General features: G+C 37.2%; 20 protein-coding genes. 3 read left to right on the forward strand and 17 right to left on the reverse strand.

Going from position 1 to position 16,248, the window contains the following annotated elements; translation table 11 throughout:
• Window positions 1-9: 9 nt before the first annotated feature.
• The 6 genes from EHQ52_RS05280 to EHQ52_RS05305 form a co-directional block, all read right to left on the reverse strand.
• Window positions 10-1,065 (reverse strand): lipoprotein LipL41, encoded by a 1,056-nt coding sequence (locus tag EHQ52_RS05280; protein WP_135614212.1) that lies wholly within the window; start codon window positions 1,063-1,065, stop codon window positions 10-12.
• Between the two features lie 28 nt (window positions 1,066-1,093).
• Complete coding sequence (locus EHQ52_RS05285) at window positions 1,094-2,224, reverse strand: metallophosphoesterase (protein ID WP_135614213.1); 1,131 nt, start codon at window positions 2,222-2,224, stop codon at window positions 1,094-1,096.
• The gene (locus tag EHQ52_RS05290; protein WP_135614214.1) at window positions 2,221-3,057 is read right to left on the reverse strand and encodes a bile acid:sodium symporter; all 837 of its coding nucleotides are present in this window, start codon (window positions 3,055-3,057) and stop codon (window positions 2,221-2,223) included. The genes EHQ52_RS05285 and EHQ52_RS05290 overlap by 4 nt, the downstream gene beginning before the upstream one ends.
• Window positions 3,058-3,066: 9 nt before the next feature.
• Complete coding sequence (locus EHQ52_RS05295; protein WP_135614215.1) at window positions 3,067-3,591, reverse strand: hypothetical protein; 525 nt, start codon at window positions 3,589-3,591, stop codon at window positions 3,067-3,069.
• A gap of 7 nt (window positions 3,592-3,598) precedes the next feature.
• Entirely contained in the window at window positions 3,599-4,345 is a 747-nt protein-coding gene (gene map, locus EHQ52_RS05300; protein ID WP_135614216.1) for a type I methionyl aminopeptidase, read from the reverse strand.
• A 73-nt stretch (window positions 4,346-4,418) separates the two neighbouring features.
• Entirely contained in the window at window positions 4,419-5,051 is a 633-nt protein-coding gene (locus EHQ52_RS05305) for a low molecular weight phosphatase family protein (RefSeq protein ID WP_135614217.1), read from the reverse strand.
• A 115-nt stretch (window positions 5,052-5,166) separates the two neighbouring features.
• On the opposite strand from EHQ52_RS05305, the gene EHQ52_RS05310 reads away from it, so the two are divergent.
• Window positions 5,167-5,982 (forward strand): SDR family NAD(P)-dependent oxidoreductase, encoded by an 816-nt coding sequence (locus EHQ52_RS05310; RefSeq protein ID WP_135614218.1) that lies wholly within the window; start codon window positions 5,167-5,169, stop codon window positions 5,980-5,982.
• A gap of 1 nt (window position 5,983) precedes the next feature.
• Here EHQ52_RS05310 and EHQ52_RS05315 read toward each other — a convergent pair whose 3' ends face one another.
• The 10 genes from EHQ52_RS05315 to EHQ52_RS05360 form a co-directional block, all read right to left on the reverse strand.
• Window positions 5,984-6,742, reverse strand: a complete 759-nt coding sequence (locus EHQ52_RS05315; protein WP_135614219.1) for an amidohydrolase family protein — start codon at window positions 6,740-6,742, stop codon at window positions 5,984-5,986.
• Window positions 6,743-6,821: 79 nt separating this feature from the next.
• The gene (locus EHQ52_RS05320) at window positions 6,822-7,415 is read right to left on the reverse strand and encodes an RDD family protein (RefSeq protein ID WP_135614220.1); all 594 of its coding nucleotides are present in this window, start codon (window positions 7,413-7,415) and stop codon (window positions 6,822-6,824) included.
• Between the two features lie 10 nt (window positions 7,416-7,425).
• Window positions 7,426-7,716, reverse strand: a complete 291-nt coding sequence (locus EHQ52_RS20230) for a hypothetical protein (protein ID WP_244244798.1) — start codon at window positions 7,714-7,716, stop codon at window positions 7,426-7,428.
• 374 nt (window positions 7,717-8,090) lie between these two features.
• Complete coding sequence (locus tag EHQ52_RS05330; protein WP_135614222.1) at window positions 8,091-8,681, reverse strand: glutathione S-transferase family protein; 591 nt, start codon at window positions 8,679-8,681, stop codon at window positions 8,091-8,093.
• A 65-nt stretch (window positions 8,682-8,746) separates the two neighbouring features.
• On the reverse strand, window positions 8,747-9,457 hold the full coding sequence (gene bla / locus EHQ52_RS05335) for a subclass B1 metallo-beta-lactamase (RefSeq protein ID WP_135614223.1): 711 nt from the start codon (window positions 9,455-9,457) through the stop codon (window positions 8,747-8,749).
• Complete coding sequence (locus EHQ52_RS05340; protein ID WP_135614224.1) at window positions 9,454-9,852, reverse strand: MORN repeat-containing protein; 399 nt, start codon at window positions 9,850-9,852, stop codon at window positions 9,454-9,456. Before EHQ52_RS05340 ends, bla begins: the two co-directional genes overlap by 4 nt.
• Before the next feature lie 69 nt (window positions 9,853-9,921).
• A complete protein-coding gene (locus tag EHQ52_RS05345) occupies window positions 9,922-10,434 on the reverse strand; it encodes a MarR family winged helix-turn-helix transcriptional regulator (protein WP_135614225.1) in 513 nt (170 codons plus the stop codon).
• Window positions 10,435-10,450: 16 nt separating this feature from the next.
• Entirely contained in the window at window positions 10,451-10,978 is a 528-nt protein-coding gene (locus EHQ52_RS05350; RefSeq protein ID WP_135614226.1) for an acyl-CoA thioesterase, read from the reverse strand.
• 145 nt (window positions 10,979-11,123) lie between these two features.
• Window positions 11,124-11,942 carry a hypothetical protein gene (locus EHQ52_RS05355; RefSeq protein ID WP_244244799.1) on the reverse strand — a complete coding sequence of 273 codons (819 nt, stop codon included), beginning with the start codon at window positions 11,940-11,942 and terminating at the stop codon, window positions 11,124-11,126.
• An 86-nt stretch (window positions 11,943-12,028) separates the two neighbouring features.
• The gene (locus tag EHQ52_RS05360) at window positions 12,029-12,727 is read right to left on the reverse strand and encodes a hypothetical protein (RefSeq protein ID WP_135614228.1); all 699 of its coding nucleotides are present in this window, start codon (window positions 12,725-12,727) and stop codon (window positions 12,029-12,031) included.
• 173 nt (window positions 12,728-12,900) lie between these two features.
• Here EHQ52_RS05360 and EHQ52_RS05365 point away from each other — a divergent pair, with 173 nt between their 5' ends.
• Together EHQ52_RS05365 and EHQ52_RS05370 are read left to right on the forward strand one after the other, a co-directional pair.
• A complete protein-coding gene (locus EHQ52_RS05365; protein WP_135614229.1) occupies window positions 12,901-13,800 on the forward strand; it encodes a FecR family protein in 900 nt (299 codons plus the stop codon).
• Window positions 13,797-15,032: a hypothetical protein gene (locus EHQ52_RS05370; RefSeq protein ID WP_135614230.1), complete on the forward strand. Its 1,236-nt coding sequence runs from the start codon at window positions 13,797-13,799 to the stop codon at window positions 15,030-15,032. The genes EHQ52_RS05365 and EHQ52_RS05370 overlap by 4 nt, the downstream gene beginning before the upstream one ends.
• 92 nt (window positions 15,033-15,124) lie before the next feature.
• Here the strand turns inward: EHQ52_RS05370 and ompL47 are convergent, their stop codons facing one another.
• Window positions 15,125-16,165: a multi-beta-barrel domain surface protein OmpL47 gene (gene ompL47 / locus EHQ52_RS05375; protein ID WP_135614231.1), complete on the reverse strand. Its 1,041-nt coding sequence runs from the start codon at window positions 16,163-16,165 to the stop codon at window positions 15,125-15,127.
• Between the last annotated feature and the right edge of the window lie 83 nt (window positions 16,166-16,248).

A 16,248-nucleotide genomic window follows, 5' to 3' on the forward strand; every position in this document is an offset into this window, starting at 1 on the left:
CTGGAATTTTCATTCTTCTAGCGGAGGAGGCGCCATCAATTCTTTTAATTCTTTTAGATAATCATCTTCGGGTCCGCCTAAACGGATTGCCTCATCATAAAATTGGATCGCCTTTTGGTAATCACCTTCTGAAAAATAGTAAGTAGCTAAATTTGCTTTTGCTGCCCAAGATTTCCCTTTTGCTTTTTGATCTGCTTTTTCCCAAGAAATTTTAGCTCTATGAAAATTCGGATTTTCTCCCGTGATCTCTTCATATCCTTCTAAAAGAAGTGCTTCTACTTCTGGATTTTCATCTTCCGTAAATATAGAAATATCTTCTGATTCTACTTTAGGAGAAAGCCTTCTTTGTATTTCTGAAATGGATTCATCTAATGCAGTAGAAAGAGAAGGAAGCATACTAGGACAACTAACGTCCCCTACTCCATTATATATGATAGAAGGTTTGCTAAGAATAGTCTTCATCATTTCTCCGGAATCAACCCGGATCAAATTTGCTTCTATAGGAATATAAACTTTTCGGACACCAGTGGGTTTCACGATTGGATCGCTTACGAGAGAAGACGCCGCTCTACCATATTGCCGATTCCTATCCTTTCCAGCGGCAACTACTTTAAGAACAGCCACCCCAAGAGCAAGATAATCCATCTTAGCTTCTACATAACATTGGGACTCTGGCTGTTTAACTGAAACGTATAACACAGCATCTGCATCTAATATTTCTCCGATCTTCTTTCTGTTCTTTTGTATCCCTTCTAAAGAAAGATCTTTTTCTTCCAGAAAATCTGCTCTATCTTTAAGATCCAAAATTTTAAAATAAGAATCTTGGGAAAAACTTTCATAAATTTTTGCTGGGACCATCATTACGAAAGAACGATTACTTTCATGGCTCCATATTTCTGAATTCATCGGTTCCAGAGCGAATGCGACTGTTTTCACTCCATTTAAGAATTGTTTTAAGTCTCTTCCTTCTTTTGTAGGAGGATACATAGGATATTCTACAGTTACGGACTGGCAGGTTACAAAAACAGAAAGTAAGCAGAATAGAGAGACTAACGTGAACCGCATAACAGATCGGACCCTTTCTTCGTAAATTTTAGATCCCGTATTTAACGGTTTCTTTTGTGGAATTTGCAGGTAGGAGCTCCAACAAAATCAAATGAGGTCTTGCTCCGAATCGAATTCTGGGTGCCACATGACCTTCTGCCCCTAAACCTCGACTTACTATAATATCAGTATTTTCGTAAACGTTCAATCCCCCAGCTGCAATATGCCGAGGAACTCTGGAAAGAGTTAAGATTGGACCAAAAAACGGAACCTGGACCTGTCCACCATGCGTATGACCCGCTAAGACAAGGTCCACTTTTTCGTTCGGCTGATGAAGAACAGAATCAGGATAATGACTGATCAGAATAGAATAAATGTCCTCAGGAATTTCTCTTTTCAAACTCCAAATCAAAGTTTTGTTTCTATAATCAGGCAAACCGAGTCCCATCAAACCAATCTTATTTTTGCCGATCTGGATTACCTTTGATTTACGATCCCAAAGAACTGATCCAGTCTGAGAAGAAAAATCAGTATAACGCAAAATATGATCCACATCGCCTGTAACAAAAAAGAATCCATTATTATATTTAAATTCTTTTAAATAAGAAGTTACTATCGGATATAAGGAGACATGATTCATCACATCTCCTGTAAATAAGATCAGATCCGGCTGAAATCGATTCGCCTCTTCTCGAACTTCTAAGTGAAGTTTTCTAATATCATCTGTTTGCAGATCAGAGATATGTACAATTTTGATAGGAGAAATTATTTTCTCCGAACGTATTTGGATATGTTCCACATCCAGATGATTCGGTTCCCAAACTTCAGAATAAAATTTAATACAAACCAAGAAGATAGAAACAAATAAGAAAATAATTCTCTTAGAAAATACAAAATGAAGGACGCCAAATAGAGGAAGGGCAATTGTTAAAACTGTCCAAGCAATCCTAACTCGGATAAAAGAACTCACATCCAAAAAAAAGGGAACAGTGGATGCAAGGATCAGATAGATTAGAGTAATAATTAGAATTCTTTTATAAAAGGAAAGATCCCATTCCTTGGAAAAAGTAAACTTTCTCTTATTTCCCAAAAACGTAAAAAGAAATATGATAAAAGTAATAATAACTAAAACATCTATTATAAAATTAGATTTAGAATACGCATTCAAATAAAAATTCATATTTGGATCTTCTTCTTTCCATTCCAAAATTCTGCAGCTATCGCGCTAATTAAATACATTACTGTTCCATACATAAGAACGGTAAGTAATGTTTCACTTTGTTTGAGATGAAGTTCTGCAAGAAGTAGAGCCAAAGATAAACTTCTGATCCCGGAAACCATAGACAAGGAAGCTCTGACTTCTTGTGTTGAATTAAACAAAAAGATACCAGGAAGAAGAGAAAGCCCTACCGCTACAGCAGCGCCTATCCAAGCAATCCAACCTAAGCTTAGTGCATATTCTCCATATTGAAAGATTAGAAGTAAGATAGACAATACCAAACAGAATGTGCTGAATTTCTCCACCCAAGGAGCAACCGGATCAAAAAATTTAGGGAAGAAGTATTTGCTAAGAAGTCCGAGAAGTAAAGGTAGCCCTTGCAAAAATGTTCCGATCAGAAAAAGTTTTAGGAAAAGATCGAAATTAAATCCAGAACCACCTTGGTAAATTGAAAATATCAAAGGAGTGAGAATAGTATTCGCACCATTCAATAATGCGATCAACATTCCGCCTAATGCTGGATTTCCTTTTGCTCTTAATACAAATAATCCTCCCGAAGCTCCTCCAGGAGAAGCAGCACAAAGAAAAATTGCAGCAAACGCAAGTTCGGATACTCCTAAAAGTTTTCCTGTAAAAAATACAGATAAAGGAAGTATCCCGAAATTCCAAAAGAACGCAAATACTAGGATCGGCACAAATTTGGACCAAGAGCCCAATTCCTTTTTTTCTATTCTCAATCCCAAACCGTACATAGAGGAAAGGGAAAGGAGAATGAGTACGATCCGTATTAACATTTTCTAATTTTAAGAAAGACTTTTTTTAAGGAAACTTCTCTCTTTGATCGTTTGAGAAATAAAACTAGAGATCGCAAAGAAAAATGCAAATCCAAGGAAAAAATAAGGCGCAATAGAAACTTGCTCTTGAGGAATATTATTCTGCACTAACATTCCATAAAATACTACAACAAACAATGCAGCAGGAACAGTAAGCACTGAACCTAAATTAATGAATAATTTATACTGAATGGATCCGTTCTCAGTTTTCTTAGCATAACCAAAGGACCATAACCAGTTTCTATGTTTTGCTAATTGAGAAGCGTTTTGGAAAAGAAGTTTGTCTCCTTCTTTCTGAACGGCATATCCTGCTTTTTCAATTTGAGAAGAAGCTGAGTTAATATCTGATCTCAATTCTCCAGATAAAATAGCAGGGAAGAAGGAGCCGAAATTTCTTTTAGAAAAAGTTTCCTTTTGTTTTCGATCCCATAGAGCAATTGTAAATACCAGAATGAATATTAGAATAGGAAGTATGTTTAAAATTATAGTGATCATTTTTGTTTTATGCCGCTGTTAAAATAATCGGTCCACGTTCAGTAACTACTACTGAATGTTCAAACTGAGCAGTAAAAGAACCATCAGGAGTTTTTAGAGTCCATCCATCAGATTGTTCTACAAAGTCTTCTGCCCCAGTCGAAACAAAAGTTTCAACAGCGATGACCTGCCCCGATTTTAGGATTCGTTTATCTCTTGGTTCGTAATAATTACAAATATCGAATGGTTCTTCATGGAGAGATTTTCCTACTCCATGTCCGCATAATGTTCGAATCACTTTAAATCCATTCTTCTTTGCGGTATTCTCAATTGTTCTTCCGATAGAATTTAGTTTTTCACCAGTTTTCACACCAGAAAGAGCAAGTTTTAATGCTTCAGAAGAAACATCTAAAAGTTTGCTTAAACCTTTATCATCTTTTCCAACGATAAGAGTAAAACCAGTATCAGCAAAATATCCGTTCAACTCTAAGGACACATCCAAATTCAGAAGATCTCCTTCTTTTAAGATACGATCACTTGGAATTCCATGAGCAATCTCAGTATTCAAACTGATACAAGTATAACCTGGAAATTTATACATGAGTTGAGGAGCACTTTTCGCTCCAAACTTAGAAAAATAAGAATGCGCGATACGATCCAGCTCTTTGGTGCTAATCCCTGGCTTAGCAGCTTCTCTCATTTTAACCAAGGTCTCGGCAGTGATCCTGCCAATCCTTTGTAATGCTTCCAGATCTTCTTTATTACGAACCGTCATAAATATTAGTTCTACAGAAAGAAATTAGGTGGCAAACGATAAATGTAGGAATTCCAACAAGAACCGAAAGAATCTAAAGTTTCTGTTTTACTTCCCGGAATGTATAAAGAAGTTCAGAAGCAATTTGATCGCAGGTCTGTAAATATCTTACTAACGGATTTTCAGAATCGTCTGCTGATTTAGGATCTTCGAAAGGAAGAGAGATCCTTGCTTCTGCTCCTGGAACATAAGGGCAGGATTCATCTGCTTGAGAACAAACCAAAATAGCGATAAACTCAGAAGCAGGATTCGGAGCGTCCTGGAATTTTTTAGAATAAGCGATCAAAGGAGGAGTTCCATCTGCCCACCAAATTGAATATTTAGGATTACGAGGAGGTCCTTGGTTCTCCAAACGAAATCCACAATTCTCTAAAGCCTTCTCTGCATTTGGATGTAACTCAGTGATACTTGTTCCACCTGAAAAAGATTTAACTCCAGGAAAATCAAAATAGTGAGGAATACATGCTGCGAATGCCTGAGCGATCTGGCTCCTTCTCGAATTATGAGTGCATATAAAAACTAGATTCGCTTTTTGCTTGGTCTCGAAAGATTGTAGAATAAAATCCGCAAAAGAAGAAAGGACTGCCTTTCTTTCCTTAGAGATCTTATCAATCAAAGAAAGTTTCGTATCCAAATAGGTTTTTAAAGGTTGGAATAAAGGAGACATTCCGGGAATATTAAGTTCCTTTTTCAAAGGAGCAAGCTAGATTTTTCAGGTTTTGAAAGGCTTTGACAGATTTCAGATTACCAATGATCTATTGCGAAATCGAAAAGGAAACAAAATGAAAGCGAATAATACTTTAAAAACAGTTTTGATCACCGGAGGATCTTCCGGAATAGGCAAAGAACTTTCTATCTTATTATATAAACAAGGTTATAACGTACTAGTAGTCAGTGTTTCCAAAGAAGAATTCAAACTTCTTCATAAAGAATGTAAAGAGATCAACTCTTTAGGAAAATTAGAAACCTTAGAAGCAGATCTAACTCAAACAGAAAGTATCCCTAAAATTTTAAGATGGATCTCTAAACTTAAATTAGATATAGATGTCTTAGTTAATAATGCAGGGTTCGGGCTTTGGGGAAAATCGTGGGAACTTTCGCCAGAAAAAGTGAACTCTATGCTTTTACTCAATATAAACGCTGTCACCAGACTTTCTAATGAAATTTCAAAAAGAATGATAGAGCGTAAGAGCGGCTTTATATTGAATGTTGCATCCACTGCTTCTTTGCAGCCTCTATCTTATATGGCGGCTTATGCAGCGAGTAAAGCTTATGTGGTTAGTTTTTCAGAAGCATTAACTGCAGAACTTGCTCCATATGGAGTTAAACTTGGGATCTTATATCCGGGAACTACTAAAACAAATTTCCTTTCAGTCGCAGGAATTCATAAAGAAAACAAAAAAGGTGGTTTAGGAAATCTAGCCTATTCTATCGCAATGGATCCAAAAGATGTAGCGAAGGTTGCCTTCAATGCTATCCAAAACAAGACCAAAAAATCCGTCCCTGGATTTATGAATAAGGCACATTATTACTCTACGAAAATATTTCCTTCTTCAATCGTGAAAAGGATAGCAGATCAGATCTTTAAAAAAGAATAATTTATACTTTTACGTTTACGCCGTAAAATTCAAGAGCATTCGAATATAACACTTTTTGCAATAACTCACCTTCGAAAGTATCCGTAACTATATGCAGATCTTCTTCAGTAAAAGGAGCGGGAGAACGAGTAGAAGGAAGATCTGTTCCGAACATCAAAGCATCCGGGTTGATCTCCGCAATTTCTACCAAAGCAGATCGTATATCTATATTTGTCCTGCCAAATCCTGTCGCTTTTACTCTTACTCCTTTTTCTACCAATTTTAGAACGGTAGAAAAACCTTCTTTAGATAATCCTAAATGATCTATAGAAACTTTAGGAAGAGATAATAACACTTCTTCTAAAAATTCGTCTATCTCTTTGGCATCTATGTACAATTCAACATGCCAACCTGCTATATCATAAACCCTGGCACCCATTTCCTTAATCTTGGAAATTTCCTCAGAGCCTCCCCTTCTTACATTAAACCGGACTGCCCTTACTCCAGCCTTATGAAGGGAAAGAATTTCAGGATCTTTTGTATTTGCAGGAAGCTGAGTAACACCTACATAATTTTTTCCTAATACGGAAAGAGTATCTAACAAGTAGGTTTGGTCAAAGGCCTGGAAAGAACCGGAAACAACAGCACCTCCCTTGATCCTAAGCCAATCTGCTTGCTTATTATAGTCCGAAACCGTAAATGGTTCCGGCAAAAACCCATGATTAGGCACCAAGGGAAATCTTGGATCTATTATATGAAAATGAGAGTCGAAGATCCGCATCTTTGTAGTATAACATTTACGGAATGTGAGTCAAGAGATTGTGTACCGGAAACTTATTTCCTTAAAAGATTTAGAAGGCTCATTCCTCTTTAAAACGAAGCACCCTGGTCCCTGCTAAAAGATCGTGTAATGCGGTCCTTTTTTGGGAAAGGAAGATACAAAGCACTGAAATCCCATAATATAAAATTGAATCCCAGAAAGTGAAATTATCCAAAGGGTTCAATTTATTCAAAATCCTATGAACACCCGCCCAAGGTAAACCTTCCATTTCGGTCTGGTGCTCCATAAATATCCTGGAGTCGTATACTGAACTCATGATCGTTGCTAATGATAATGAAAGCTCAGGTATGATCCTGACAAAAGATCTGATCCAGCCTATGCGGCCTTTGGAAGAATCAGTAACTATAATCCCAGCAAATGCCTTTCCAATGGTTCTGCCGTATAACGCATGCATTACGAATTTATACCCGACATAAAGTAATGAATGGAAGGCGGTATAAAAGGGAAGCAGCTCAAATACCATCTTATTATGATAATAAAAAACCACAATTTGAGGGATCCAAACAGGGCATAGGATCAAAGAATCCAGAATTAGAGCATAAACCCTTCTGCTCAAACTAGCGTATGCCAAATGTTTTTCTTCAGTATTAATTTTTTCGAATATACTCTTCATTTGTAAGTAATTATAGGATATTTCTAAAATGAAAAACGAACCATCTGAGTTCTTTTCCACTTTCGCAGAGATAGAATCCGTCTTTATGAGCTACAACAGAAGGATCCTTGGAAATTTCCGCCCAAAAACCTTTAGAACAAGGCGCCCACCAATCCGGCTTACAATTTCCCTGGTCAAAATTTTTCGGCCAATCGTTCGGATAAGAATCGAATCTATGATCCAAACCTGGATGATTTTTAAATCCTTCCAGAATTGATTTCCTAAAATCAGAACCTTCTACCTTATATTTGGAAAAGACCACCCAAGATTCTCTATACCCGCAACGCTTGATAAAGTAATCCGATACTCCATTCGGAATGCCTAGGATACCGAACTTCTCCGCCTGGTTTTGTGTTAGGCCCTTAAATTCAAAACGATCCGTAAATATAGGAGGCTTCGAACCATTCCGAAAGAAAAAATATAGAGAAATCCCCAAAACGATAAGAATAACCGCGATGCCGCACGTTAGTAAAGTCTTGGATATAGAATATTTCGTCATTTTTTTCGCCGGGATCGGATCGGCCGAATCTTAACGGTAGAATATGAAAACCAAAAGTGAGGAATCAAGGAGAATTTAGAAAACTGCAATTAGGCGGTTCTCCAAATCCGAAATGTATTCCTTCTGATATAAACCTCTCAGTATATAGGAATAAAATCTGGGATCTCTCTTATCCTTCTTAACCAAGAACTCAGATTTAGAAAATCAGAAAGAGGAAAATGCCCTTCTTCCGCCACATGTGTATATGCAAAAAGAGAAATATCAGCAATACTCGGTTTTTCAGAACCGAAGAACTGATTTTTGGCAAGATGATCATTCATAATCTTAAGAGCATCCAAACCTTTAGTATGATTGTTTGGGATTTTAGGATCATCCTTTTTGTTCTGGAAATGTATCAACCAACGATTAACTGCAATATAAGGTTCGTGACTATATTGTTCGAAGAACATCCATTGCAAAATCCTAGATTGGATCAATAGATCCTTCGGGAAGAAGTCCGTATCCTTTGCTAAGAAGTATAAGATCGCATTAGATTCAGAAAGAAATTCTCCAGAGTCCAACTCCAACAGAGGGACTTTACCTACTGGATTCTTTAGAAGGAACTCCTGAGTTTTGGTTTCTCCCTTCCTGGTATCGGTCTCAATCCATTCATAAGGAATTTTCAAAACATGTAATAACAGTTTAATTTTATAACAATTCCCAGAAACAGAAGTGCCGTAAACTTTCATGTTTGGTCTCCCTTGGTTTAAGATCTACGAACTTAAACGTTAAGTAAGGATCCGCAATAAAAAAACTATTTAGAAGATTTCAGCAGCTCCAAGGTACGTTTTAAACTTTCTTTTCCTCCCCAGGATTGATGACCCGGAACCAAGATAGAAATTTTTGGAAATGTCTTCTTTAATTTGTGAATTGTTTTAGGCCATTCTTTAAGATCTGCATCTTTAGTATTACCTATCTCATTTGCTTCTACACTTTTGACTAGACAACCACCAAATAATATTTCAGATCCCGGAAGCCAAACAACCAAATTGTCTTTAGAATGACCTGCACCAGGAAAGAAAGTTTCGATCTTAGTTTTACCAAATATTAAAAGATCCCTATCTTTTAATAATTTTTCAGGAAGATGCTTACCTTCCTCTTTCAAGATAGAAATTGTTCTTTTACCAGAGTAAGTTGGAATATCTAGTTTCTTTAATACCTCTATACCGCCCGCTCTATCTTCATGAAAATGAGTAATAATAACAGCAATGACAGGCTTTTTCAAATTTATAGAGATCCAGTCCAAAAGTTGAGAAGTTTGCTCTTCTCCCCAAGCAGTATCTACAAGAACGATACCTTCTTCCGTTTCTATAATAAGCCCGTTAGAAGGAAAATAAGCATCTTTTAGGAGTTTATAAGAAGTATGAACATAGACATTTTTTCCGATTTCTGAAACTTGGATTTTGGGATCTTCCCCATAAATAGAAACAGAAAATAGAATTAATAAAAAACTAATATATTTCATTTTGAATTTTTAGCCAAAACCTGGCCATCATCCTTCCATTGGCCCTCAAAGATCAAACTCCCGTCAGAGTCTGTCAATTTACCAAAGCCATTTCTTTTATTCGATTTCCATTCGCCTTCATAAATAGTGCCGTCAGCATATTTATAGATCCCGTTGCCTTCTTTATTGCCTCGATCCCAATCCCCATCGTAAGATTCCACTCCACCGAGTACAAGTTTGCCTTTACCATGGGCCAAACCATTTTGGAAACTTCCATCATAACGATAAGATCCGGACAAAGTTTTAGTGCCGATCCCATTTTTACAATCACCGGAAACACAACTAGGAGAAAAAAAATAATACGCACAGAACAAGACAATAGGAATGAATAGGATAGGATAAAGGTTTTTATTCATTGTTTTTGAAAACCGGCTCAAACTCTAAAATCCAATATTATAGAAAAATAAACTAATGAAAATTTGATTTCAATCTTCTGATTTGGAAAATTCTTTAAAATTCCTTTTACGAACGATCGAATTCAATCTTTTCAATAATCTTTTTAGATCATCTTCTCCCATAGCTTCTGTGACGGCAGCCTGAGCCTCTTCCCAGATAGGATATGCAACCCTTAAAGCATCTAAACCTTTTTGAGTTAAAATAACTTTTCGAGCTCTTTTATTTTCGGAAGGAACATCCGCAACGTAACCCAACTCCTCCAAAGGAGTCAAGTTACGTATTAAAGTAGTTCTATCCAAAACGAGAAGGTCTGCTAATTCAGCAAGACCAAGACCATCAGTAGCACCAAGAGTATGCAATAAACTGAATCTTTGGGAAGTAAGGCCTGCCTTCTCCAATTCTCTATCATAAAATTGTGTGACCGCTCTGGAAGCTCTGCGCAGATTAAAGTTCACACAACTTAAACCTGCGCTAAGCAAATCCGCTTTGCTCGGAAATTTTTCAGACTTCCGAGCCGTAATATTTTGAGACTTCTTAGACATAGGATCAAAAAGACTATTAGTCTTGGGAATATTTTCCCTCCGATACTTGTTTTCGCAACTGTTTTACCCTGTCCTCAAAAGAACCTTCTTCCAAACCGGGTTCATCAAATATAAAACTCCCTAAAAAAGACATCATCTCTTGGTCATGACGAACAGGACGTCCTTTTTGAAGATCAATAAAAGAAAACTGTGCTCTCAAGACAGCCTTCAAACGATTTCCTTCTTTATCTAAAAGTAAGTATTCGTTATGTATCGTCGCAGAAGTCAGCTTGATCAAACGAGTCACAATTTTCACCACATCATTCTGTTTGACCGGTTCCAAATATTGAGTCTCCACCTTACTCACTACCCAAGATTTACCTGAGCTGGAACCATAATCATAAAAATCAAAATTAGCAGTCTCCCTTAACTGCTCAGAACGAGCTTCCAAAAAGTAGTCCATATACCTTGCGTTATTCAAATGACCGAAAGGATCACAATCCTGGAAACGGATCCTTGCAAAACTATGAGGGGAAAGCACCGGTTTATCAATCGTCAATTCCATACGAAATCTCCTAAGAGAAATAATGTGCATTTACATATATGTAATTACACATATGTAATTACAGTAGTTGAACTTTACGCAATCTCGGTCAAGACAAAAAAGGGACTTTTCTGATGGTGGGAATTCCTACAAAAGGTCAAAAATCTCAGTCTAATTTCGAAGGCAGAAGATCCAATAAGTCAGACCAGCGTTTTTTATCTTCTTTGCTTATCTTATTTCTTCTATCGTATCGAATATTATAAATTCCGAATTCTCCTCTGTGTAATTTCGAAACCTGAGAAGAAGGAGATTGTTTACCACAACCCGAATGTTCCCAAGAATACGAAATTTTCCCAGATTTTTCTGACTCCAGGTTCCAAAGAATATTTGGGCATTCTTTCTTTTTGCCGGACTCCAATAAGGAATAAATTTCAGAAGGGGAAGAAGCTCTCACTTTATAAACATGAATGGAAAGCATTTCATTCCAGAATAATAAGGACTCGGACTTTGGAACATACTGAAGTAATGCTTGGTCAATTCTATCTACATCGGAAACCAGCTTCCAATCTCTTCCGTCCAAACGAATGGACTCTCCTTCCGCTTCCAATGAAAGATCTTTTCTGAATTGTTTTTTGTCGGACTCATGAATTAAAACTTCTGTTTGTAAATGAGTAACCTGGCCATTATCATTTTTAAATGAGATCTGGATCCACTTACGAGTGGTCCCGATCTTTTGGATCCACTCTTTGTTTTTGGGAACTTCTATCTTAAATTTTAAAAGAATGGGTCCTGCTGGAATTGACTTTTCATGTTGAAACAAGGAAACATCAGAAGAGTTTTCATTTAGCTCAACTCCTTCGAAGCCTATTAAAAATTGATTTTTTACAGTTCCTTTTATGAAGATATCTATCTTCCTCGGTTCCGTTTTATAAAAGATCTTCTCTATCCTGAACCAATCGTTTTCGGTTTTTTTCTTGCGGACCATTTCCGGAAAACAAGAAGCAAATAGAAATATGCAAAAAAGTGAAATTAATAATTTAGAATAAGATTTCGTGAAAGAAAAACAAAAGTTCAACTTACAACAAACCTTCTTCGAATAGAAACAAGATGAGCAAATAGAACAGAAGGAACTATAAAGGAAGGCAACCATACATATGGAAATTGGAGCACTGCAATATTTGGCCTTTCAAAAGATAATTTTTGGAAAGGCCCAGGCGCAGATAAGATCCCCAAGATCACTATATTCAATAAAAATAAAAGGCCTGCTATATTCCAAAACAAAATCCAGTTTTTAGAAGATGTTGGCTTATTCAAAATAAAATAAACAGCGATTGGAGCTGTTAAACCAATCAGAATGTCAAAATTCCAACCAGCAAATGTCATACTGATCGGGACCAAACCATACATTGCTAGCCAATACAAAACAAGTTCTACTGGGATCCTTGCCAAATGTAAGTAAGTTAAATTTTCTCCAGGGATCTGATCCATCCAAGCTCTACTCGAAGGAAAAATAAAAAGTAAAATTAAGAACAAGATCGGCGGGACCACCATGCACAAAAATCTAGGAGGAAAAGAGTCGCTGACCAGATAAAATCCAATTCCACTTAATATCCCTTGTAACACAAGCCAAGCTGCTAAAGCCAAAAGGATCAAAGAAGAACCGATCCAATTTTTTCTAGAGCCAAGTACAAGTGAGAAAAAATATCCTAAGATAGCAAATACCGTAGAACCGAAAACTATTGGAACAAGTGGTGGAAGATGGGCCGACATACTATCTCAAAATGAGGCCCAAATCATTGGAATTTCAGAAAATAAGGCAATCATTTTCCGTGAAATTCTGGCCAATTCTTTCTTCTCCTTTTTCGCCTAAGCACCGTATTTTGTTGGAATTCCCACAAGATTCCCCTCTAATACTAGGTCAGAACTAGTTTCCAGGATAAGTCATGGCTTCTCAAAATTTCTCTTTTTTGATCTCTCGATCTAAACTGTTTCAGTTTTTTGCAATCCTTCTCATTTCCGTTTCTTTAATCGGTCTTCTTGCAGAACCCAAAAAAGGAGTTCATGAAGACGTTTTCGAATATAAGGTAAAGAAGAACGATACCTTATCCAAGATCGCAAAGGAATTCCTACAAGATCCAAGAAACTGGAAAGAATTATTAAAATATAATGAAATTCCAAACCCTTCTTTGATTAGAGAAGGCACTACTCTTTTTATTCCAGGCTTTTTAAGAAAAGATACAATCTCTGCAACAGGAGAAATTATAAAACCGAATGCAGGTCCTGTAGCAGTTGCTGACTTCCAAAGAGGACAGGTTCAGTTTTCTAGAGATTTTACTCCAACTGGACTTCCTGCAAGTTGGTCCAAACTTTCCAAAGACCAATTATTGAACATGGATGATTGGGTCCAAACAGGACAAAGCTCTTCTTCTAAAATTATATTCACCAAGAACGGAACAGTCATAGAGTTAAGAGAAAAAACCTTAACCAAGATCGTAAAAACAACTCCAGAATCCATTTCAGAATTCAAGCTGAATAAAGACGGAGGAATTCTAGAACTTAAATCAGGATATCTAGAAGCCAAGGTCCCTCCTAAAAAAGCCGGAGATGATACTCGCAAATTTACTGTTATAACTCCCACAGCGGTGGTAGGAGTAAGGGGAACTGAATTATATGTAAGTGCTCCAGATCCTGAAAATACTACAGTGGGATGTTACAAAGGAGAATTAGAAGTCTCCGCAGAAGGAAAAACAGTAGCAGTCCCTGCAGGATTCGGAACTACTGTGGTAAAAGGACAAGCTCCTTCTAAACCGGAAAAACTTCCCGAAAAGGTTGAGTTAGAGTGAGAATTCTAGATCGGAATATTATAAAATATAAATTTTCATTTTTATTATCTTTCCTTCTTCTTTCGGGAGAAGTATTTTCTGAACAACAAAGAGTAAGCCTTCGCTGGAAACCCAGCCAAGGCGCAGAATATTATCTGATCGAACTTTCAGAAGATAGAGAATTTTTAAGAATACACCATTTTTATAAGACCAAAAACTTCCGTTATGAATTCAACTCACAAGATTCTAAATACTATGTTCGTGTAGTCGGGATCAATGTGGATGGAGGAAGAGGAGTTTCTTCCCCCATAATTTCTTTGGCGGATAAATTTGCTGCCGCGCCTAAGGTAAAAGTAGAAAGACCTTCTACAGTTGTTGCTTCTTCGGAAGAATTGCGGATCTCACTGGGTGATCCTAAAACCAGCGGACCTTCTACCAATTCGCCCGGATCTCCAAATTCTCAAAAACAAGTTCCAGTCTCCACATATTATAGAGTGAATGGAGGAGAATGGCAGAGATATGATGGTTCAATTTCTCTTTCTCAAGAAGGCTGGAATGAGGTAGAATTTTATTCTGAAGATATATTAGGAAATAAAGAAACTCCTAAAAAAACAAAGTATCTCAAAGACACAACTGCACCCCAAGTACGTTTGATTGGAGAGAAGAAGGGACAATCAGGACTCATAGAGATCAAATCCGGAGCAGAACTTACATTACAAGTTACTGAAGAAGGTTCCGGAATGGAAGAGATTACGATCAATCTTGCCGCCAGAGATGGAAGTGGAGCAGAAGTGAATTTAACTTTATCTGGAGAAGAAGCAAAGAAGCCGATCAAAATTTCTTCCTCAGGTATAGACGGGCTTTCTATTCTTCGTTGGGAAGCAAATGATAAGGCAGGGAATTATATCCAATCAGAGATCCCATTATTAATCGATGCAAAACATCCAGCCTGTGTATTCGCGCCTACAGAAGGTAAACTCAGAGAAGATGGGATCTATTATCTAAAAGAAAACGGACTCATAACAATTCGATGTGAAGATCCAGGCACAGGATCGGGACTTTCTAAATTAGAATATAAGATTGGCAATGGCTCTATTCAATCTTATCAAAATCCGATTGGATTCAATACTGGAATTCACACTGTAACGGTTTATACTTCGGACAGAGTTGGAAATCAGGCAGAGTTCAAGATCAAAGTGAACGCGATAAAACCGGATTGGCAAAAGACCGGGTCCGAACTCCAAGAAAAATAGTTTATTAAATTATTATAATAGTCCGTATTGCGGGCTACGAAAAAGGAAAGAAGAAGGGACCCGTATTTTCAACGGATCCCTTTTGGCGATTTCTAATTTTCTGTGCTTGGTGAAGCGGAAGAAGAATTTGCAGGTTTAGAAGCTGGAGCAGGAGTGCTCGGCTTATTATCCACTTTCTGGATCTTAGTTTCAGGAGGAGTAGTATCTACTATAAAAGCGATCTTCTTAACTTCGCTTTCATTTCCTACTGAATCCACCGACTTAGCTTCAATCGTGTGATTTCCTTGTGCTTCTACAGAAACTGGATCAGCATATGATTTCCATTCCCCTGAATCCAATTTATAAAAGATCTGTTTAATTCCAGATAATGTATCAGAAGCCTTGATAGTGAATGCATTTCCACTTTTTACGAAAATTTTATCTTTCACAGTTACAAGTGCTGATCCAAAAAGTTCAACCAAAGGTTTCTCTTGGTCAACAGTTACTGCTAAAACCGAATCTGTAGAAGTATTTCCAGACTTATCAGTTGCAGAAAACTTAATGGTGTTTACCCCGGCTTTTTCCAACTGGATTGGTTTGCCGTCATAGACTTTTGGCTCTGAACCATTGATTGAAATTTTGATATCTTGAACACCGGCCAGGTTATCTTGAGCAGTGATGGAATAAGTCAAAGTCTTAGTTGCATAGTTCGTATTTTCATGAACTATAAGTGCTGCACTCGGAGTGATCTTGGTAGAAGGAGGAGTATTATCCACAAGAACGTTAAAATGTTTTTCTGGTTCTTTATTTCCTGCTTTATCCACAGCTCTGTAAGTGATCTTAGTCAGACCTTCTCTCACTAATGTGATAGAAGAAACATATTTAGTGTAATCTCCAGATCCGATCTTATATTCAATATAATCAACAGTAGAACCTTCGTCCTTGGAGTTGAACTCGAAAGAAGATTGAGAATTAATAAATAGATCCGGTTTTTCTCCGGTAGATGATTCTCTTTCTGTTCCTGAAGGTTTAGTAGTTTCCGCCTTAGGTGTGGTGGACTTCGGAGGAGTAGTCGTGCCTGGCGAACTTTGAGCGAAAATAGCGCTGGAGACTAGCATACTTGCTAGAAGGACCCATAAGGGATTGCGATTCATTCTTTTCTCCAATGGAAAATTAGTGTTATCACTGTTTGACGACAAAAAATACACAGAATCTTCTCATTCTACATGAGAAATTT

The sequence above is a fragment of the Leptospira koniambonensis genome (assembly GCF_004769555.1).
GTDB lineage: Bacteria > Spirochaetota > Leptospiria > Leptospirales > Leptospiraceae > Leptospira_B > Leptospira_B koniambonensis.